General features: G+C 68.5%; 15 protein-coding genes. 12 read left to right on the top strand and 3 right to left on the bottom strand.

What is annotated here, in order from left to right; all coding sequences use genetic code 11:
• Positions 1-11 precede the first annotated feature (11 nt).
• Complete coding sequence (locus E5CHR_RS13180) at positions 12-443, top strand: hypothetical protein (RefSeq protein ID WP_162580266.1); 432 nt, start codon at positions 12-14, stop codon at positions 441-443.
• A gap of 3 nt (positions 444-446) precedes the next feature.
• On the opposite strand, the gene queG is transcribed toward E5CHR_RS13180, so the two are convergent.
• Entirely contained in the window at positions 447-1,514 is a 1,068-nt protein-coding gene (gene queG, locus E5CHR_RS13175) for a tRNA epoxyqueuosine(34) reductase QueG (RefSeq protein WP_162580265.1), read from the bottom strand.
• On the opposite strand from queG, the gene tsaE reads away from it, so the two are divergent.
• The 4 genes from tsaE to E5CHR_RS13155 all read left to right on the top strand — a co-directional run bounded on the left by tsaE (position 1,500) and on the right by E5CHR_RS13155 (position 7,580).
• Positions 1,500-1,997 carry a tRNA (adenosine(37)-N6)-threonylcarbamoyltransferase complex ATPase subunit type 1 TsaE gene (gene tsaE / locus E5CHR_RS13170; RefSeq protein ID WP_162580264.1) on the top strand — a complete coding sequence of 166 codons (498 nt, stop codon included), beginning with the start codon at positions 1,500-1,502 and terminating at the stop codon, positions 1,995-1,997. The genes queG and tsaE overlap by 15 nt on opposite strands.
• A 5-nt stretch (positions 1,998-2,002) precedes the next feature.
• Positions 2,003-3,544, top strand: coding sequence for an N-acetylmuramoyl-L-alanine amidase (locus E5CHR_RS13165; RefSeq protein ID WP_162580262.1), 1,542 nt, complete (start codon positions 2,003-2,005; stop codon positions 3,542-3,544).
• A gap of 33 nt (positions 3,545-3,577) precedes the next feature.
• Positions 3,578-7,156: an indolepyruvate ferredoxin oxidoreductase family protein gene (locus tag E5CHR_RS13160; RefSeq protein WP_162580258.1), complete on the top strand. Its 3,579-nt coding sequence runs from the start codon at positions 3,578-3,580 to the stop codon at positions 7,154-7,156.
• A 145-nt stretch (positions 7,157-7,301) separates the two neighbouring features.
• Positions 7,302-7,580 carry a glycine zipper domain-containing protein gene (locus tag E5CHR_RS13155; protein ID WP_162580256.1) on the top strand — a complete coding sequence of 93 codons (279 nt, stop codon included), beginning with the start codon at positions 7,302-7,304 and terminating at the stop codon, positions 7,578-7,580.
• 69 nt (positions 7,581-7,649) lie between these two features.
• Here the strand turns inward: E5CHR_RS13155 and E5CHR_RS13150 are convergent, their stop codons facing one another.
• The gene (locus E5CHR_RS13150) at positions 7,650-8,300 is read right to left on the bottom strand and encodes a DedA family protein (protein WP_162580254.1); all 651 of its coding nucleotides are present in this window, start codon (positions 8,298-8,300) and stop codon (positions 7,650-7,652) included.
• 69 nt (positions 8,301-8,369) lie between these two features.
• On the opposite strand from E5CHR_RS13150, the gene mutL reads away from it, so the two are divergent.
• Together mutL and E5CHR_RS13140 are read left to right on the top strand one after the other, a co-directional pair.
• Positions 8,370-10,238, top strand: coding sequence for a DNA mismatch repair endonuclease MutL (mutL, locus tag E5CHR_RS13145; RefSeq protein ID WP_162580252.1), 1,869 nt, complete (start codon positions 8,370-8,372; stop codon positions 10,236-10,238).
• A 157-nt stretch (positions 10,239-10,395) separates the two neighbouring features.
• Positions 10,396-11,358 carry an alpha/beta hydrolase gene (locus E5CHR_RS13140; protein WP_162580250.1) on the top strand — a complete coding sequence of 321 codons (963 nt, stop codon included), beginning with the start codon at positions 10,396-10,398 and terminating at the stop codon, positions 11,356-11,358.
• Positions 11,359-11,431: 73 nt separating this feature from the next.
• Here the strand turns inward: E5CHR_RS13140 and E5CHR_RS13135 are convergent, their stop codons facing one another.
• Positions 11,432-12,493 carry a LacI family DNA-binding transcriptional regulator gene (locus tag E5CHR_RS13135; protein WP_162580248.1) on the bottom strand — a complete coding sequence of 354 codons (1,062 nt, stop codon included), beginning with the start codon at positions 12,491-12,493 and terminating at the stop codon, positions 11,432-11,434.
• Positions 12,494-12,607: 114 nt separating this feature from the next.
• On the opposite strand from E5CHR_RS13135, the gene E5CHR_RS13130 reads away from it, so the two are divergent.
• The 5 genes from E5CHR_RS13130 (at position 12,608) to E5CHR_RS13110 (ending at position 18,694) form a co-directional block, all read left to right on the top strand.
• On the top strand, positions 12,608-13,627 hold the full coding sequence (locus E5CHR_RS13130; RefSeq protein WP_162580246.1) for a TRAP transporter substrate-binding protein: 1,020 nt from the start codon (positions 12,608-12,610) through the stop codon (positions 13,625-13,627).
• Positions 13,628-13,634: 7 nt separating this feature from the next.
• A complete protein-coding gene (locus tag E5CHR_RS13125) occupies positions 13,635-15,515 on the top strand; it encodes a TRAP transporter large permease (protein WP_162580244.1) in 1,881 nt (626 codons plus the stop codon).
• A 61-nt stretch (positions 15,516-15,576) separates the two neighbouring features.
• Positions 15,577-16,119, top strand: coding sequence for a VOC family protein (locus E5CHR_RS13120; RefSeq protein WP_162580242.1), 543 nt, complete (start codon positions 15,577-15,579; stop codon positions 16,117-16,119).
• 5 nt (positions 16,120-16,124) lie between these two features.
• Positions 16,125-17,393 (top strand): ribulose-bisphosphate carboxylase large subunit family protein, encoded by a 1,269-nt coding sequence (locus E5CHR_RS13115; protein WP_162580240.1) that lies wholly within the window; start codon positions 16,125-16,127, stop codon positions 17,391-17,393.
• Positions 17,390-18,694, top strand: coding sequence for a four-carbon acid sugar kinase family protein (locus tag E5CHR_RS13110; protein ID WP_162580238.1), 1,305 nt, complete (start codon positions 17,390-17,392; stop codon positions 18,692-18,694). The genes E5CHR_RS13115 and E5CHR_RS13110 overlap by 4 nt, the downstream gene beginning before the upstream one ends.
• Positions 18,695-18,697 lie beyond the last annotated feature (3 nt).

Here is an 18,697-nt window from a genome sequence, read left to right as displayed (position 1 = left end):
CCATCCCGCCGATGCGCATCCTGCTGGTTCTCGCCGCCGCATCGCTCGTCCAGGTGCAAGCTCAGGCGCAGCCTCAGGAATACACCCGCTACCACGGCGAATGGCAGGGGCCTTTCCTGCTGTATGTGACGCAGCAGGACACCGGCGCGCAGGGTTCCGCGGCCGTCTACGACGGCAGCCTGCAGATCGCCCCCGACGGCAGCGTGCGCGGCCATTTGCCCGACGCGGCCTGCATCCTGAGCGGCTCCAGCACGGACTTCGTCTCGCCGGCAAACGCCGCGCTCGAACTCGACGTGAGCGGCTGCAAGGACGCCCGCTTCAACGGCCACTTCACCGGCAAGTTGATCAACAACCCGGTCCTCAAGTACGCCTCGCTGCGGCTGAGCTCGATGCGGTCGCTCGATGCCGGTACCGCCCAGGTCTCGGCGATCCTGCAGCGCTGAGGCTCAGTCGGCCTGGGCCAGGGCCCATTCGACATGCTCGCGCACCAGCGCACTGGGATCGTTGCGCCGCGTGACCAGGGCATCGCGCGCCTCGCGCCGGCCGGCACGCAGTGCGTTGCCCAGCGCCACTGCAATGTTGCGCAGCCAGCGTTCGTGGCCGATGCGACGAATCGCGCTGCCCTCGGTGAAGCGCAGGAAGTCTTCCTCGCTCCAAGCGAAGAGCTCGCCGAGCTGGCGCCCGCTCAGCCCGTCGCGCGCATCGAAATCCGGCAAGGCGCTCTTCTTCGCGAACTTGTTCCACGGGCAGATCAGCTGGCAGTCGTCACAGCCGTAAATGCGGTTTCCGATCAGCGGCCGCAGCTCGAGCGGGATCGGCCCTGCATGCTCGATCGTGAGGTAGGAGATGCAGCGCCGCGCGTCGAGCCTGTAGGGCGCCACGATGGCGCGCGTGGGGCAGACGTCGATGCACGCACTGCAGCTGCCGCAATGCGCGCTGACCGGCGCGCTCGCGGGCAGCGCCATGTCGACGTAGATCTCGCCCAGGAAGAACATCGAGCCCGCCTCGCGGTCGAGCACCAGCGTGTGCTTGCCGCGCCAGCCTTGCCCGCTGCGCGAGGCAAGCTCGGCCTCGAGCACCGGCGCCGAGTCGGTGAACACGCGATGGCCGAAGGGCCCCACGGCCTCGGCGATGCGCTCGGCCAGCCGCTGCAGCCGCCCGCGCATCACCTTGTGGTAATCGCGGCCGCGGGCGTAGACGGAGACGATGGCTTCGCCCGGATGACGCAGCCGGTCGAACTCGATGGCTTGCCAGTCGTCGGGCGTACCGCGCGGCAGGTAGTCCATGCGCGCGGTGATCACCGACGCCGTGCCCGGCACCAGCTCGGCGGGCCGGGCGCGGCGCTTCCCATGCGCAGCCATGTAGTGCATCTCGCCGTGGAAGCCCTGCGCCAGCCATTGCGCGAGTCCTTCCTCCGCGCTCGACAGATCGACACCCGCGATGCCGATTTGGGAGAATCCCAGCTCCCGGGCCTCTGCCCTAATCCGACTCACGAGTTGATGGCTGCCGATCACCTGCCGATTGTAGAAACGCGAACCCTGGTGCAGCGCTGGCAGAGCGAGGACGACTGCGACGCGCTCGCGGTCAAGCTCGCGTCATCGCAAGCGCTGGGCGACGCGTTCATCGCATTGCATGGAGACCTCGGCGCCGGCAAGACCACCTTCGTTCGCCACCTGTTGCGGGCGCTGGGGATCGGCTCGCGCATCAAGAGCCCGACCTACGCGGTCGTCGAGCCGCACGAGGCACCCGGCGGGCTCGCCATCTTCCATTTCGACTTCTACCGCTTCAGCGACCCCCACGAATGGGACGACGCCGGCTTCCGCGACATCTTCGCGGGCCCCGGCCTCAAGCTCGCGGAGTGGCCCGACAACGCGGCAGGGCGCATTCCACTTGCCGACCTCGCTATTAAAATCGAAGCAATGATCGACGACACCCGCACCGTGACCCTGCAGGCGAACACCGCGCTCGGCAACCGCCTGATCGCCGCAGCGGCATGAACCGCATGAGCCGCACGACCGCTCCGAAAGCGAATAGCACCGAAGCCGAAGGTACTCCAATGAACCGGCGCTCACTGCTCCTGCAAGGCGGCAGCCTCGCCCTGCTGCTCGGCATGCATGAAATCGCACGCGGCGCCACCATCATGGCGGTGCGTGTCTGGCCGGCCAACGACTACACGCGCGTCACCATCGAATCCGACGGCCGCCTGCGATCGCAGCAGCTGGTGGTGGGCAATCCGCCGCGGCTCGCGGTCGACATCGAGGGCATCGATCTCAACCCGGCCCTGCGCGAACTGGTCGGCAAGATCAAGCCGGGCGACCCCTTCATCAACGGCCTGCGCGTCGGCCAGTTCGCCCCGAGCGTGGTGCGCATCGTGTTCGACCTGAAGCAGACGGTGGCGCCGCAGGTCTTCTCGCTTGCCCCGGTGGCCGCCTACCAGCACCGGCTGGTGCTGGACCTCTATCCGCAGCAGGCCATCGACCCCATGGAAGCGCTGATCGCCGAGCGCCTGCGCGACGCGCCCAAGGCGCAGGGCTCCGACAGCACCGTCGCGGGCATCGCGCCGCGCAACGCGGGGGCGCCAGGCGACACGCCCGCGCCGCTGCGGCCGGCGCCGCCTGCCACGGACCCGCTCGGCGACCTGATGGCGCAGCAGTCGATGCGCCCCACTGCGCCGCTCGGTGGCAACGCGTCCGCTCCTGCGCTGGTTGCGCCCGCCCCGCTGCCGCCGGTCGTCGGCACGGCGCCGGTGATGCCCGCGGCGCGGGCAACGGCACGCGACAACAACGGCAACGGCAGCACGGCCACCGCCAGCCGCACCGACCGCATCATCATCGTCGCCCTCGATCCCGGCCATGGCGGCGAAGACCCCGGTGCCATCGGCCCCAACGGCACGCGCGAGAAGGACATCGTGCTGCTGGTCGCCCACCGGCTGCGCGACCGCATCAACGCCAGCAGCGTCAACGGCAACCCGATGCGCGCCTTCCTCACGCGCGATTCCGATTTCTTCGTTCCCCTGGGCACGCGCGTGCAGAAGGCCCGCCGCGTGCAAGCCGACCTGTTCGTGAGCATCCATGCCGATGCCTTCACCAATCCCGATGCGCGTGGCGCCAGCGTGTTCGCGCTGAGCCAGACCGGCGCGTCCAGCAGCGCCGCGCGCTGGCTCGCCAACAAGGAGAACCAGGCCGACCGGGTCGGTGGCGTGAACGTCGGCTCGCACGAGGCCCAGGTCCAGCGTGCCCTGCTCGACATGAGCACCACCGCGCAGATCAACGACAGCCTCAAGCTCGGCGGCGCGATGCTCGGCGAGATCCGCGGCATCGGCGCCCGGCTGCACAAGCCGCGGGTCGAGCAGGCCGGCTTCGCGGTGCTCAAGGCGCCCGACATTCCCAGCGTGCTGGTGGAAACCGCCTTCATCAGCAATCCCGAGGAAGAGGCCAAGCTGCGCAGCGTCGCCTACCAGGAAGACCTGGCCGATGCCCTGATGCGCGGCATCCACCGCTACTTTGCGCAGAACCCGCCGCTGGCGCGCAGCCGCGAGCTGTAGGCCTTTCACGTCTCGCGAGGTACACCCACCGCCATGGTCGACACCACCGCCCCCGCGTCCCTCGCCCGCCCCGACTACCGCCTGAGCGATAGCCTCTGGGCCAGCGGCGGCTCCGTCTTCATCACCGGTACCCAGGCGCTGGTGCGGCTGATGCTGATGCAGCGCCAGCGCGATGCGGCCGCAGGCCTGGACACGCGCGGCTTCATCAGCGGCTACCGCGGCTCGCCGCTGGGCATGGTGGACATGGCGTTGTGGAAGACCGGCAAGAAGCTCGACGAGAGCGGTATCCGCTTTCTTCCCGCCATCAACGAGGAACTCGGCGCCACCGCGGTGCTGGGCACCCAGCGCGTCGAGGCCGACCCCGAGCGCACCTGCGCCGGCGTATTTGCCATGTGGTACGGCAAGGGCCCGGGCGTGGACCGCGCGGGCGATGCGCTCAAGCACGGCAACGCCTACGGCGCATCGGCCCATGGCGGCGTGCTGATGGTCGCCGGCGACGACCATGGCTGCGTGTCCTCCTCGATGCCGCACCAGAGCGACCAGGCCTTCCAGTCCTGGCATGCACCGGTGGTCTCGCCGGGCTGCGTGGCCGAGTACCTGGAGTACGGGCTGTACGGCTGGGCGCTGTCGCGCTTTTCGGGCAACTGGGTGGGCTTCACTGCGCTGTCGGAAATCGTCGAAAGCGGCTCCACCGTCGACCTCGATCGAATCAACGCCCGTGCCGCGACCTGGCAGGACGGCGACACCGTGCGCCGCATCACCGGCTATGCGCCGCCGCCCGACGGCCTGCACTACCGCTGGCCCGATCTGCCCTCGCTGAAGATCGAGCAGCGGCTGCACGCCAAGCTCGACGCGGTGCGCGCCTTCGCGCGCGTCAACAGCATCGATCGCCTGATCGTCGAAAGCGCCGGTGCAACCGTGGGCATCGTCACCGCCGGCAAGGCGCACTACGACCTGATGGAGGTGCTGCGCCGGCTGGACGTGACCACCGAAGCCCTGGAGCGCCACGGCCTGCGCATCTACAAGCTGGGCCTGACCTACCCCGTCGAGCCGACCCGCATGCGCTGCTTCGCGCAGGGCTTGAAGGAAGTGCTGGTGATCGAGGAGAAGGGGCCGGTCGTCGAAGACCAGCTGCGCGCGATGTTCTACAACGCCTCCGAGCGCCCCGCGATCGTCGGCAAGCAGGACGTCCAAGGCCGCCCGCTGGTGAGCGCCGTCGGCGAGCTGCGGCCCTCGCGCCTGATCCAGGTCGTCGCCGACTGGCTGGCCACGCATTTCCCCGACCTCGACCGGCGCCACCTGGTGCGCGACTTCACGCCGCCCGAGCTGCTGTCCAACGCCAGCGACAGCGTCAAGCGCCTGCCCTACTTCTGCGCCGGCTGCCCGCACAACACCAGCACGCGCGTGCCGGAAGGCTCGCACGCGCAGGCCGGCATCGGGTGCCACTTCATGGCGAGCTGGATGGACCGCGAGACCGAAGGCCTGATCCAGATGGGCGGGGAAGGCGTCGACTGGGTCTCGCACGCCATGTTCACCCGCGTGCCGCACGTGTTCCAGAACCTCGGAGACGGCACCTACTACCACTCGGGCTATCTCGCGATCCGCCAGGCGGTCGCGGCCCGGGCCACGCTGACCTACAAGATCCTTTTCAACGACGCGGTGGCGATGACCGGCGGCCAGCCGGTGGACGGGCTCATCAGCGTCGATGGCATCGCCCGCCAGGTCGAAGCCGAGGGCGTGAAGCAGGTGGTGGTGGTGTCGGACGACATCGGCAAGTACAAGAGCGTGCGGCAGCGCTTCCCTGCCGGCACCGAGTTCCACGACCGGGCCGAGCTCGACGCAGTGCAGCGGCGCCTGCGCGAGGTGCCCGGCGTCACCGTGTTGATCTACGAGCAGACCTGCGCCGCCGAGAAGCGCCGACGCCGCAAGAAGGGCGAGCTGGTCGACCCCGCGCGCCGCCTCTACATCAACGACCGGGTCTGCGAGGGCTGCGGCGACTGCTCGGTGCAGAGCAACTGCGTGGCGGTGTTGCCCACGGAGACGCCGCTGGGCCGCAAGCGCAAGATCGACCAGAGCAGCTGCAACAAGGACTATTCATGCGCGCAGGGCTTCTGCCCCAGCTTCGTCGGCGTGCTGGGCGGCGGCATGCGCAAGAAGACCGGTGCGCTGGCCACAGGCGCCGAAGCCTTCATGCAGCGCGTGAACGCGCTTTCGCGGCCGGCACCCCACGCTTGGACCGGCCCCTATGACCTGCTGGTGACGGGCGTGGGCGGCACCGGCGTCGTCACCGTCGGTGCGCTGGTCGCGATGGCCGCGCATCTCGAGGGCAAAAGCGCCAGCGTGCTCGACTTCATGGGCTTCGCGCAAAAGGGCGGCTCGGTACTCAGTTTCGTGCGCGTGGCGGACGTGCACTGGCGCCTGAACCAGGTGCGCATCGACACCCAGCAGGCCGATGCGCTGCTGGCATGCGACCTGGTCGTGGGCGCCTCCGCGGAAGCGCTCGCCACCGTGCGCCATGGGCGCACCCGCATCCTCGCCAATACCCACGAGACGCCGGTGGCCGAGAGCCTGCACAACCCGGATGCCAGCCTCAAGGCACCGCAACTGCTCGACAAGCTGCGCTTCGCCGCCGGCGCCGAGCGGGTCGAGACGCTCGATGCGCAAGCGCTGGCCGATGCCTTCCTCGGCGATTCGATCGTGTCCAACATCGTCGCGCTCGGCTACGCCTGGCAACGCGGCCTGGTGCCGGTGGGCCTCGAGGCCCTGCTGCGCGCCATCGAGCTCAACGGCGTGGCGGTGGACAACAACAAGCTCGCCTTCTCGTTGGGCCGATTGGCCGCGGGCGATACGGATGCCGCGGCCTCGCTGCTGCGTGGCACCTCCGCCCAGCCCGCCGAGCCCGAGCCGCTGGACGCGCTGATCGAACGTGCCATGTCTCATTTGGCCGCCTATCAGAACGCCGCCTATGCCGAGCGCTACGCCGGCACGGTGGCCGCGGTGCGGCAGCGCGAGGCTGCCCTGCAGGCCGACCCGGCGCTGCCCTTCACGCGGGCGGTGGCGCAGGGGCTGTTCAAGCTCATGGCCTACAAGGACGAGTACGAAGTGGCCCGCCTCTACACCGATGGTGAATTCGCCCGCTCGCTGCGGCAGCAGTTCGAGGGCGAACTCCGGCTCGAGTTCTACATGGCACCGCCGGGGTTGAGCCGCACGCGCGAGGGCCGGCCCCCGCGCAAGCTGCGCTTCGGCGGCTGGATGATGCCAATGCTGAAGCTGCTGGCGCAGGGCCGCCGCCTGCGCGGCACGGTGCTCGACCCCTTCGGCTACACCGACGAGCGGCGCATGGAGCGCGCGTTGATCGACGACTACCGCTTGCGCATCGAGTCGCTGCTGCCTTCGCTCGATGCCGGGCGCCTGAAGATCGCGACCGAGATCGCACTGCTGCCGATGCAGATGCGCGGCTTCGGCCACGTCAAGCAGGCCAACGTCGCGCTTGCGCGGGTGCGCGAGGCCGAACTGCTGTATCGCTTCGATTCCAAGGCGTTTCCGCGGCCAGCGCCCTCGCGCACCGCCGGGCAGATCCGTGGCATCGCGGTGACTGCCTCGGGTCGCTGAGGCCAGGCGCCGCGACGACTTCGCGGTTGCTTCTTGTTGCACATCCCTTCCGCGCACTCTCGGGCAAGGGGGTGCGGCAGGCTCCTACAAGCGCCGAACGCGACGTTCAGACAATGGCTTCATCACTCATCGAAAGGTGGACAACATGAAGACACGTCTCTGGATCACGGCCGGTGCGGCCACCGCCGTCATGGCGCTTGCGGGCTGCGCAGCAGGACCGAACGAGCAATGGGGCACGGCAGGCGGCGCAGTCGGCGGCGCGGTACTGGGCAATGCCATCGGCGGCAATACGGCCAGCACGGTGGGCGGCGCCGCCATCGGTGGTGTCATCGGCAACCAGGTGGGTCGTCGAGCCGACGAGCGCAACTATGACCGCAACTACTATCGCGGCGGCTACTATCCGCGCAACGGGCCGACCTACTGAGCCTGGTGCTGCGTAGACCCAACGAAAAGGCGTGCCGACGGCACGCCTTTTTCATGCATGTCGAAGCGCTCAGCGCGCCGAAGACGGCGAGCGGCCCGCGCGCCAGGCGCCAACAATCGCTATCAGTCCAGGAACGATGATCAGTGCCCAGATGATCTTGTCCAGGTGCTCCTTCACGAAGGCCAGGTTGCCGAACAGGTAGCCGGCCGTGCACAGGCCCACCACCCACAGCAGCCCGCCGGCGATGTTGTAGAGGCTGAACTTGCCGCGCGTCATCTCGGCCACGCCCGCCACGAAAGGCGCGAAGGTGCGGATGAAGGGCATGAAGCGCGCCAGCACGATCGTGATGCCGCCGTAGCGCTCATAGAAGGCATGCGCCTGGTCGAAGGCCTTGCGATTGAACAGCCGCGAGTTCTCCCACTGGAAGACCTTCGGCCCGAAGTAGCGGCCGATGCTGTAGTTGCATTGGTCGCCCAGAATCGCCGCTGCGATGAGGACCGGCACCGCAATCCCGAAACTCATGAGCCCCGCACCGCACAGCGCGCCGACGATGAAGAGCAGTGAGTCGCCCGGCAGGAAAGGCATCACCACCAGCCCGGTTTCGACGAAGACGATGAGAAACAGCAGCGCGTACACCCAGGGGCCATAGGTGATGACGAAGGTCTCCAGGTGTTTGTCGACATGAAGGATGAAGTCGACCAAGAAGCTGATGATTTCCATGGCCGCGCATTATCCGGGTGCCGCTCGTGTGCCCTTCGGGAAGCCCTTGCGGCCTTCTAGAATGCCCGTGTGAGCGCACTCCCCTCAGTCCTGCCTTCGGCCGCGCGCCGCCCCATCCGCGAACTTCCCGACGAACTGATCAGCCAGATCGCCGCTGGCGAAGTCGTCGAGCGTCCGGCCTCGGTGGTGCGCGAACTGCTCGACAACGCCCTCGACGCCGGCGCGCGCCAGGTCACGGTGCGGCTCGCCGCCGGCGGCGTGCGCCTGATTTCAGTCGAGGACGACGGCCACGGCCTGCCGCGCGACGAACTGCCGCTGGCACTTCGCCGCCACGCGACCAGCAAGATCGCGAGCCTTGGCGAACTCGAAACCGTCGGCACCATGGGCTTCCGCGGCGAAGCCTTGGCTGCGATCAACGCGATCGCCGAGTTGAGCCTGCTCTCGCGCGCCGCGGGCGCCGACAGCGCCTTCGCGCTCGACGGCCGCACCGGCGAGCTGCGTCCGGTGGCACGCGCGACCGGCACGACGGTCGAGGTGCGCGAGCTCTTCTTCGCAACGCCGGCGCGCCGCAAGTTCCTGAAGACCGACGCCACCGAACTGGCCCACTGCGTCGAGGCAGTGCGGCGCCATGCCCTGGCACGCCCTGAAGTGGGCTTCGCGGTCTGGCACGAAGGCAAGCTGGTCGAACAGTGGCGCGCCACGACGGCACGCGACCCGCGGCTGGCCGATGCACTGGGCGACGACTTCCTGGCGCAGAGCGTGGCGGTCGAGCACGCGGCGGGGCCGGTGCGGGTGGCCGGTCGCGCCGGTATTCCTGACGCGGCGCGCTCGCGCGGCGACCAGCAGTTCTTCTACGTCAACGGCCGCTTCGTGCGCGACAAGGTCCTGGCCCATGCGGTGCGCAGCGCCTACGAGGACGTGCTGCACGGCCAGCGCCAGCCGGTCTATGCGCTGTACCTCGAGATCGATCCAGCGCGGGTCGACGTCAACGTGCATCCGACCAAGATCGAGGTGCGCTTTCGAGACGGACGCGAGGTGCACCAGGCGGTGCGCCACGCGCTCGAGAACGCACTGGCGGCACCGCGTGCAGGCGATGCGGTCTCGGTGCCGGCCGCCCCTTTCTTCAAGCCGCGCAGCGCCCCGGCCGCACCCGCATGGACACAGCCTGCCATGCATTTCGCCGCCGAGCGCGGGCTGGGCGATGCTGCCGCGATGTGGCCCGGCCAGCGCCGCGAACCGGTCGTTGCACCCCTGTCATCGTTCAGCACCGCGGCAGCCCAGGATCCGGCCTCGGCCGCCTCGCCCGTGCAGGCGCCAAACACCGATGAATCTGCCGCGGCCCATGGCGGCGAGGCCTGGCCTCTCGGCCGGGCCCTCGCCCAGCTGCAAGGCATCTACATCCTGGCCGAGAACAGCCACGGTCTGGTGATCGTGGACATGCATGCCGCCCACGAGCGTATCGTCTACGAGCGGCTGAAGACCCAGCTCGACGGCGCCGCAATCGCCAGCCAGCCGCTGCTGATTCCCGCCACCTTTGCCGCCACGCCCCAGGAAGTCGCGACTGCCGAGGCCTGCGCCGCGGTGCTGCCAGCGCTCGGCCTCGAGATCACGCCCTTCTCCCCGCGCACGCTGGCGGTGCGCGCAGTGCCCGGCGCCCTGGCCGACGGCGACCCGGTGGAGCTGGCGCGCGGCGTGCTGGCCGAACTGGCGCAGCACGACGCCAGCACCGTCGTGCAGCGGGCCCAGAACGAACTGCTCTCGACCATGGCCTGCCACGGTGCGGTGCGGGCCAACCGGCGGCTGACGATCGAGGAAATGAACGCCCTGCTGCGCCAGATGGAAGCCACGGAGCGCTCGGACCAGTGCAACCATGGCCGACCCACCTGGCGCCAGCTGTCGGTCCGGGAGCTGGATGGGCTTTTCATGCGCGGCCGCTGAGGCCACCCTCCGCGGCTGACTGGCGCCAACTTCCGCACATTTGTCGCCAATTGGCCTGACGACCAAGGGTTTTCACGCGTCATCGAGAAGCCCGGCACGGCCGTTGCATGCAGTCTTGAGTGAACTTTTCTCTCAATCCACTGTCATTCAGCCTTCGATGAAGTCCTGGTCCCTCTTCGCTTCCGCCACCGCCCTGGTCGCCTTGCTGGCCGGGGGTTGTGCCACCCTCGACGAACGCCAGCGTGAATGGATCTTCCAGCCCAGCGACCGCAGTTGGGGCAACTCCGAAGCCATGAGCGAGGGCATGGAGCATGTCTGGATCGACTTCGATTCCAAGGTCACGGGCCAGCCGGCCCGGCTGCACGGCCTCTGGCTGGGCGGCGCGCCGGAATCGGCCGACACCCCGGTGCTGCTGTACCTGCACGGGGCGAAGTACAACGTGGCCGGATCCGCACCGCGCATGCGGCGCATGCACGAACTGGGCTTCTCGGTGCTGGCCATCGACTACCGCGGCTTCGGCAAGAGCAGCAAGGCCCTGCCCTCCGAGGATTCGGCTCGCGAGGACGCGCGTGCCGCCTGGATCTGGCTGGCGGCACGCCACCCGAAGCAGCACCGCTACATCTTCGGCCACTCGCTCGGCGGCGCGATAGGCATCGACCTGGCGTCACAGGTAAACGACGAGAGCGGCACCATCGTCGAAAGCACCTTCACCTCCATCGCCGATGTGGTCAGCAGCTTCAAGTGGGGCTGGCTCCCTTTCAGCCCGCTCATCACGCAGCGCTTCGAAGCGATCTCCAAGGTCAAGAGCATCGGCGCCCCGCTGCTGGTGGTGCACGGCAGCGCCGACAGCCTGATCAACCCGACGCTCGGGCGCAAGCTCTACGAGGCCGCCACGGTGCCCAAGCAGTTCGTGCTGGTAGAAGGCGGCTCGCACCACAGCACCGGCTCGATCGGCGAGGCGCAATACCGCGCCGCCCTGGCGCAGTTGTTTCGCATGAAGCCGCCCACCGTGCTGGCCGCACACGAGCAGGCTGCCGAGCCGCACGCGGCGCCTGACGCACGCCAGGCGATGCCGACCGACAAGCGCGAAGCCGCCGCGGCCCTGCCCCACAAGAGCTGATTCGCGCTGGGCCTGGGGCGTTCCAGCGTGGCGGTCACGCTCTTCGGCTGGGATGCAGGGCTTGCGGCACTTCTCAGGGCAGGTTCTCGCGAAAGATGACCTGGCTGCGCGTGTTCTCCACGCCGCTCATCACCTCTCGCCCGTCACGCAGGTTGGTGAAGATGCGCACGCAGCTCATCAGCGTGGCATAGGGACTCTGCGTGATGACGGCGTCGAGGCTGCCGTCGACCAGCAGCGCACGGGTATCCGGCGTGAGGCCGTGGCCGATGAATGCGATCTTCTGGTCGCGCCCGGCTTCCTTGAGCGCGCGTGCCACGCCATCGGAGGCGCCGCCGATGTTGTAGATGCCGCAGAGCTCGGGATGCTGGTCGAGCAGTGCGCGTGTCTGCCGGTAGTTCTGCTCGGCATCATCGTGGCCCTCGCGCAGGCCGACCACCGAAAGGTGCGAGAACATTTCCTCGATGACGTGCAGGAAGCCCGCTTCGCGCTCCTCGTGTGCACGGTAGCTCAGGCTGCCGGCGATCAGCGCCACCTTCGCGCTGCGCACGCCGATGAAGCGCCCGATGAGATAGCCCGCCGTGCGCCCCGCGGCACGGTTGTCGAGCCCGATGTAGGCCACCCGGGGCGAGTTCGAGAGATCGGAAATCAGCGTGATCACCGGCACGCCCTGCTCCGCCAGCTCTGCAACCGCCTCGCGCACCGCTGGATGCTCGAGCGCCATCACCGCAATGCCGTCGCTGCGCCTGCCGTGCCGACGAAGCGCCGCCGCCAGCTCCTGCGGATTGAAGCTCTCGATGAATTCGGTGCGGCAGCGCACGTTGAAAGGCGCCCAATGCTCCTCCGAGTAGCCGACCATGTCGCCGAGCATGCGAATGAAGCGGTTGGTGCCGGCCGGCAGCAGGACACTGAGCCGCAAGGGCTTCGGTGCGAGCGCCGTATGGGGAAGCTGCCCCGGCAGGTAGTCGAGCTCGCCGGCCGCCCTCAGCACGCGCTGGACGGTGGCGTCGCGCACGCCCGATCGTTTGTTGAGCACGCGGTCGACGGTGGCCGTCGACACGCCGGCGGCGCGCGCAATGTCGACGACCCGCGCGCGGCTCGGCAAGGCAGCCCCGGGTGTGGCAGTGTCAACCTTCATCAATCAAAAACCATCATCCAGATCGTTTGACGTCACGCCGACGCATCTCTATCGTCCTGAGGCATTCAAGACATGATGCATCAAAAGGCATCAAACCCACAACGGAGACAGGCCATGAAATCGTTCACCCGCCGCGGTGCCCTGCGCACGCTTTCCGCGCTTCCCGCCGCCAGCATCGTGGCGGCAGTTCCGCGCATCGCCCGCGCTGCCGAGTTCTCGTACAAGTACGGCAACAACCTGCCGGTGACGCACCCGTTGAATGTGCGCGCGCAGGAGGCGGTCGAGCGCATCGCCAAGGAAACCAAGGGGCGCGTCGAGATCAAGATCTTCCCGAACAACCAGCTCGGCGGCGACACCGACATGCTGGCTCAGGTGCGCTCGGGCGGCATCGAGTTCTTCACGCCGTCGGCGCTGGTCATTGCCACTTTGGTGCCGGTCGCCGCCATCAACGCCATCGGCTTCGCCTTCTCCGACTACAACCAGGTGTGGGGCGCGATGGACGGCAAGCTGGGCGCCCATGTGCGCGCGGCCATTGGCAAGGCGCGCCTCTATGCCTTCGACAAGATGTGGGACAACGGATTTCGCCAGACCACCAGCTCCAAGGCGCCGGTCACTTCGGCGAAGGACCTCGACGGCCTGAAGATCCGCGTGCCGGTGAGCCCGCTGTCGATCTCGATGTTCAAGAGCCTGGGAGCGGCGCCGGCGAGCCTCCAGTTCAGCGAGGTGTATTCGTCGCTGCAGACGAAGATCGTCGACGCGCAGGAAAACCCCCTGCCGATCATCCAGGTGGCCAAGCTCTACGAGGTGCAGAAGTACGCCTCGCTCACCAACCACATCTGGGACGGTTACTGGTTCATTGCCAACGGCCGCGCATGGGACGCGCTGCCGGCCGATTTGAAGACCATCGTGGCCGCATCCATCAACGACGCCGGCCTGAAGCAGCGCGAAGATATCAAGAAGCTCAACGAGTCGGTCGTGGCCGACCTGGAGTCGAAGGGCCTGGCGATCAACCGGCCGTCGGCCGACAGCTTCCGGGCCAAGCTGCGGGATGCGGGCTTCTACAGCGAATGGAAGGGCCGCTTCGGCGACGAGGCCTGGGGCCTGCTCGAGCAGAGCGTCGGCAAGCTTGCCTGATTCTTCGATGTCGATCGCTTCCGTCACCGAGCTCGGCCGCGCGCCGGCCAACTCATTCGCCGGCACCGCCGAGCGCGTCGACCGGTACCTGGGCACGCTCATCGAAGCCGTGGCAGCCTCGCTGGTGCTGGTCGAGATCGTCGTGCTGTTCGCCGGCGTGGTCGCGCGCTACGCATTCCACGCGCCGCTCGTGTGGTCGGACGAACTGGCTTCGATCCTGTTCCTGTGGCTTTCGATGCTCGGCGCCGTGGTCGCGCTGCGGCGCGGCGAGCACATGCGCATGACGGCGGTGGTCGGCAAGCTGAGCCCCTCCACGCGTCGCCTGTTCGAAGCCCTGGCCATCGCGGCGTCGCTGGCCTTCCTGGCGCTGGTGCTGTGGCCGGCCTATGAATACGCGGCGGACGAAGCCTTCATCAGCACGCCCGCGCTGGAGATCAGCAACGCCTGGCGCGCCTCGGCCATCCCGGTGGGCGTCGCGCTGATGATCGTCCTCGGCGCACTGCGGCTGCTGCGGCTGTCGACCGCGCGGGAGATCGCCCTCACTCTTGCGACCGTCGCACTGGTGGTCGCTGCCCTCTGGCTCGCGCGGCCGATGTTCGCGGCGCTGGGCAAGCTGAACCTGGTCCTCTTCTTCCTGGTGATCGTGGCGGTGAACGTGTTCTCCGGCGTGCCGATCGCGTTCTCCTTCGCGCTCGCCACCTTCGGCTATCTGGCGCTCACCACCTCGACACCGATGGCCGTGATGGTGGGCCGCATGGACGAGGGCATGTCGCACCTCATCATGCTGGCCGTGCCCCTCTTCATTTTCCTGGGCGCGCTGATCGAGATGACCGGCATGGCCAAGGCGATGATCCAGTTCCTCGCCAGCCTGCTGGGCCATGTGCGTGGAGGCCTCTCGTACGTGCTGGTCGGCGCGATGTACCTGGTGTCCGGCATTTCAGGATCGAAGATCGCCGACATGGCGGCCATCGCGCCGGTGCTTTTCCCGGAGATGAAGAAGCGCGGTTCCAAACCGGGTGACCTGGTGGCGCTGCTGTCGGCCACAGGAGCGCAGACCGAAACCATTCCGCCCTCGATCGTGCTGATCACCATCGGCTCGGTCACGGGCGTGTCCATCGCCGCGCTTTTCACCGGGGGCATGCTGCCGGCACTCGTGCTCGGCCTGTGCCTGTGCAGCGTGGTCTGGTGGCGCTACCGCAAGGAGGACCTGAGCGGCGTCGCGCGCTACTCGGCGGCCCAGATCGGGCGCTTCTTCATCGTCGCACTGCCGGCGGTGGTGCTGCCCTTCGTGATCCGCGCGGCGGTGGTCGAAGGCGTGGCCACCGCGACCGAAGTCTCGACCATCGGCATCGTGTACGCGGCATTGGCGGGGCTGCTCATCTACCGCCAGTTCGACTGGCGCCGGCTCAAGCCGATGTTGATCGAGACCGCGTCGCTCTCGGGCGCCATCATGTTCATCGTCGGATGCGCCACTGCCATGGCCTGGGGGCTCACGCAGTCCGGCTTTTCCACGGACCTGGCGCACTGGATGGCGGCCATCCCCGGGGGCGCCTACGGCTTCCTCGCGATTTCGATCGTCGCCTTCGCCGTGCTGGGCTGCGTGCTCGAAGGGATTCCGGCGATCGTGCTGTTCGGGCCGCTGCTGTTCCCGATCGCGCAAGCCGCCGGCGTGCACCCGGTGCACTACGCCATGGTCGTGATCTTCGCGATGGGCCTGGGCTTGTTCGCACCGCCCATCGGCGTCGGCTACTACGGCGCCTGCGCCGTTGCCAAGGTCGATCCCAACGAGGGCATGAAGTACATCGGCGGCTACATGGTCGCCCTGGTGGTCGGGCTCGCGCTGGTGGCCGCCGTGCCCTGGTTCTCCATCGGCTTCCTTGCCAGGTAGGCCGAACGCCCGGCACGCAGGCGACGCATTCCTTTTCCCGCACTCACCTACAGAACCCACAATGAGCCACCATTTCGGAGAGATCCGCCAGCTGGGCTATGTCGTGCACGACATCGAAGCCGCGATGGATTACTGGAGCAAGACGCTGGGCGTCGGCCCCTGGTACTACAACCCCAAGGTGCCGATCGTGAACTATCGCTACGACGGCCAGAGCTACGAACCGCACAACTCGGTGGCGCTCGCCAACTCGGGCTTCGTGCAGGTCGAGTTGATCCAGACGCGCAACGACGTGCCTTCGATGTACCGCGACTTCCTGCGTGCCGGCCGCACCGGGCTGCAGCACGTCGCCTATTGGACGCAGAGCTACGACGCCGACGTCGAGCGGCTGCTCGGCCAGGGCTTCAAGCCCAAGATGAGCGGCGAGGTCGGCGAGCGTGGACGCTTCATCTATTTCGACACCGAGTACCACCCCGGCACGGTGATCGAACTGTCGGAAGTCGCCGGCCCCAAGGGCAAGATGTTCGACCTGATCCGCGAAAGCTCGAAGACATGGGACGGCACCACCCAGCCGGTGCGCCCCTTCCCCGATCTTTCCAGACTGTGAGCACGATGGCCACGGATCGCATTCGCGCCAGTTACCTGATCGAGACGCCGGAGCCGCCCGAGAAGGTCGCCGAGGTGATGGCCGGCGAGCAGTCCTGCGGCACCTTCACGCGCGTCGAGGGCGAGACCGATGCACTGCGGGCGCGGGCCCGTGCGACGGTCGAGTCGATCGTCGAACTCGAGCCAGCCGCCTCGCCCAGCCTGCCCAACGCCCTGCTCGAGCGCAAGGGCGCGCGCGGCCCGTGGCGGCGTGCGCGCGTGGACATCTCTTTTCCGGTCGCCAACATCGGCGCCAACCTGCCGACGCTGGTCGCAACGGTGGCAGGAAATCTCTATGACCTGGGCGAAGTCAGCGGCCTTCGCCTCGAGACCGTGCACCTGCCCGCCGCATACCGCGCGCGCTTCGAGTTGCCGCGCGTCGGGATCGCCGGCACGCGCCGTGCCTGCGGCGTGGAAAGCGGCGCGCTGGTCGGCACCATCATCAAGCCGAACGTCGGTTTTTCCGCGGCCGAGACGGCCGAGCTGGTCGGCCGCCTGTGCGACGCCGGTGTCGACTTCATCAAGGACGACGAGGTCTGCGCCAATCCGGACCACGCGCCGCTGGCCGCGCGCGTTCCGGCGGTGATGGCGGCGGTGCGTGCGCACCAGGAGCGCACCGGCAAGCATGTGATGGTGGCCTTCAACATCACCGACGAAACCGATGCCATGAAGCGCCACGCCGACCTGGTGGCGCGCGAAGGCGGCTCCTGCGTGATGGCCAGCCTCAACTGGTGCGGCCACGCGGGCATGCAGACCCTGCGCCGCCACACGCCGCTGGCCTTGCATGGCCACCGGAACGGCTTCGGCGCCCTGTCGCGTCACCCGCTGCTGGGCATTTCATTCCAGGCCTACCAGACGCTGTGGCGCCTTGCCGGCGTCGACCACATGCACGTGCATGGACTGCAGGGCAAGTTCTCGCAGCCCGACGACGAGGTGATCGCATCCGCGCGGGACTGCTACACGCCGCTGACCGAAGGCATCGACGACCGGGTGATGCCGGCCTTTTCGTCGGGACAATGGGCCGGTACCGTGCCCGCGACGTGGGCTGCGATCCGCAGCGACGACCTGCTCTTCATGTCCGGCGGAGGCATCCTCGCGCACCCGCAGGGCCCCGCCGCGGGCGTCGCCAGCATCCGGCAGGCGTGGGCTGCCGCGCGCGCCGGCACGCCGCTGGCCGATGCCGCCCGCGAGGCGCCGGAACTCGCCCTGGCGATGGAATTCTTCGGCAAGCGATGAGCGCACCGCCGGCCATCGTCTACTACGCCGACGACTTCACCGGCGCGACCGACACCTTGGCAACCGGCGCGCGCGCGGGGCTGCGCACGCTGCTGTTCCTGCAGATTCCGACGCCGGCTCAGCTCGCGGGCGCCGGACCGCTCGATTGCCTCGGCATCGCCGGCGCTGCGCGTTCGATGGCGCCCAACGAGATGCGCGCCGAGCTGGCGCCCGTGGCTGCCTTGTTTCGCAGGCTCGGCGCGCGCGTGCTGCACTACAAGACCTGCTCGACCTTCGACAGCGCGCCCGATGTCGGGAACATCGCGGTGGCCCTCGACACCCTGCGGCCCGCGGTGGACACCCGTTGGGCCGCGATCATCGGCGGCCAGCCCGACCTGGAACGCTATTGCCTCTTCGGCAACCTGTTCGCGGCGGCAGGCAGCGGCGGTGCGGTGCACCGCATCGATCGCCATCCGACCATGAGCCGTCACCCCGTGACGCCGATGCACGAAGCCGACCTGCGACTGCATCTGGCGGCGCAGGGCCTGGCCGACACGCGTTTGCTGCCGTACCCGGTGCACGCAAAGGGCGCTCCAGCACTGCGCAGCGCCTTCGATGCGCTGGTCGCCGACACGCCCGGCGCGGTGCTGTTCGATGTCGCGGAGAACGCGCAGCTTCAGGCCATTGGCGAACTGCTGGGCCTCCAGGCCGAGGCGGCTCCGCTGCTGACGGTAGGCCCGAGCAGCGTGGTACAGGCCTTCGCAGCGCGATTCGCGAGCGCAGCACCGGCGCTCGAGGCAGTGGCGCCCGCACGCGGGGCGGTACTGGCGCTGGCCGGCAGCCTGTCTCCGGTCACGGCGCGGCAGGTTGCCGCAGCGGGGTCCTTCGAAAAGGTGTGGCTCGACCCGCAGCGCATGGCGGAAGACGCGCGTGCGCGCACCGAGGCGATCGACACCATCGCGGCCCTGCTGTCGCGTGGCCGCCATGTGCTGGCGTGCACCGTGCAGCCGGGCGCCGCCCCGAGTTCCGGCGCCGACATTCCTGCGCGCGCCCTGGCCCGTGCGGGCGGCCATGTACTGGCCGGCGTGCTGGCGGCGGTACCGCTCTCACGCATCGGCGTTGCGGGAGGCGACACCTCGAGCCACGCGTTGCAGGCGCTCGATGCCTGGGGCCTGTCCTTCCGGGCGCCGCTGGCGCCGGGCGTCGCCTTGTGCCGCTTGCACAGCGAGACGCCCGGACTCGACGGCCTGGAGGTTGCGCTGAAAGGCGGCCAGATGGGTGGCGAGGATTTCTTCGAGCGACTGGCGCACGGCAACAGCTGAACC

Source organism: Variovorax sp. PBS-H4 (genome assembly GCF_901827205.1).
GTDB lineage: Bacteria > Pseudomonadota > Gammaproteobacteria > Burkholderiales > Burkholderiaceae_C > Variovorax.
This window is presented reverse-complemented; position numbering and strand designations above follow the sequence as displayed.

Excerpts from the sequence above, each read along its gene's own strand:
- E5CHR_RS13180 (WP_162580266.1), top strand. The coding sequence starts at position 12 with ATGCGCATCCTGCTGGTTCTCGCCGCCGCATCGCTCGTCCAGGTGCAA.
- tsaE (WP_162580264.1), top strand. The coding sequence starts at position 1,500 with ATGGCTGCCGATCACCTGCCGATTGTAGAAACGCGAACCCTGGTGCAG.
- E5CHR_RS13165 (WP_162580262.1), top strand. The coding sequence starts at position 2,003 with ATGAGCCGCACGACCGCTCCGAAAGCGAATAGCACCGAAGCCGAAGGT.
- E5CHR_RS13160 (WP_162580258.1), top strand. The coding sequence starts at position 3,578 with ATGGTCGACACCACCGCCCCCGCGTCCCTCGCCCGCCCCGACTACCGC.
- E5CHR_RS13155 (WP_162580256.1), top strand. The coding sequence starts at position 7,302 with ATGAAGACACGTCTCTGGATCACGGCCGGTGCGGCCACCGCCGTCATG.
- E5CHR_RS13150 (WP_162580254.1), bottom strand. The coding sequence starts at position 8,300 with ATGGAAATCATCAGCTTCTTGGTCGACTTCATCCTTCATGTCGACAAA.
- E5CHR_RS13140 (WP_162580250.1), top strand. The coding sequence starts at position 10,396 with ATGAAGTCCTGGTCCCTCTTCGCTTCCGCCACCGCCCTGGTCGCCTTG.
- E5CHR_RS13135 (WP_162580248.1), bottom strand. The coding sequence starts at position 12,493 with ATGAAGGTTGACACTGCCACACCCGGGGCTGCCTTGCCGAGCCGCGCG.
- E5CHR_RS13130 (WP_162580246.1), top strand. The coding sequence starts at position 12,608 with ATGAAATCGTTCACCCGCCGCGGTGCCCTGCGCACGCTTTCCGCGCTT.
- E5CHR_RS13125 (WP_162580244.1), top strand. The coding sequence starts at position 13,635 with ATGTCGATCGCTTCCGTCACCGAGCTCGGCCGCGCGCCGGCCAACTCA.
- E5CHR_RS13120 (WP_162580242.1), top strand. The coding sequence starts at position 15,577 with ATGAGCCACCATTTCGGAGAGATCCGCCAGCTGGGCTATGTCGTGCAC.
- E5CHR_RS13115 (WP_162580240.1), top strand. The coding sequence starts at position 16,125 with ATGGCCACGGATCGCATTCGCGCCAGTTACCTGATCGAGACGCCGGAG.
- E5CHR_RS13110 (WP_162580238.1), top strand. The coding sequence starts at position 17,390 with ATGAGCGCACCGCCGGCCATCGTCTACTACGCCGACGACTTCACCGGC.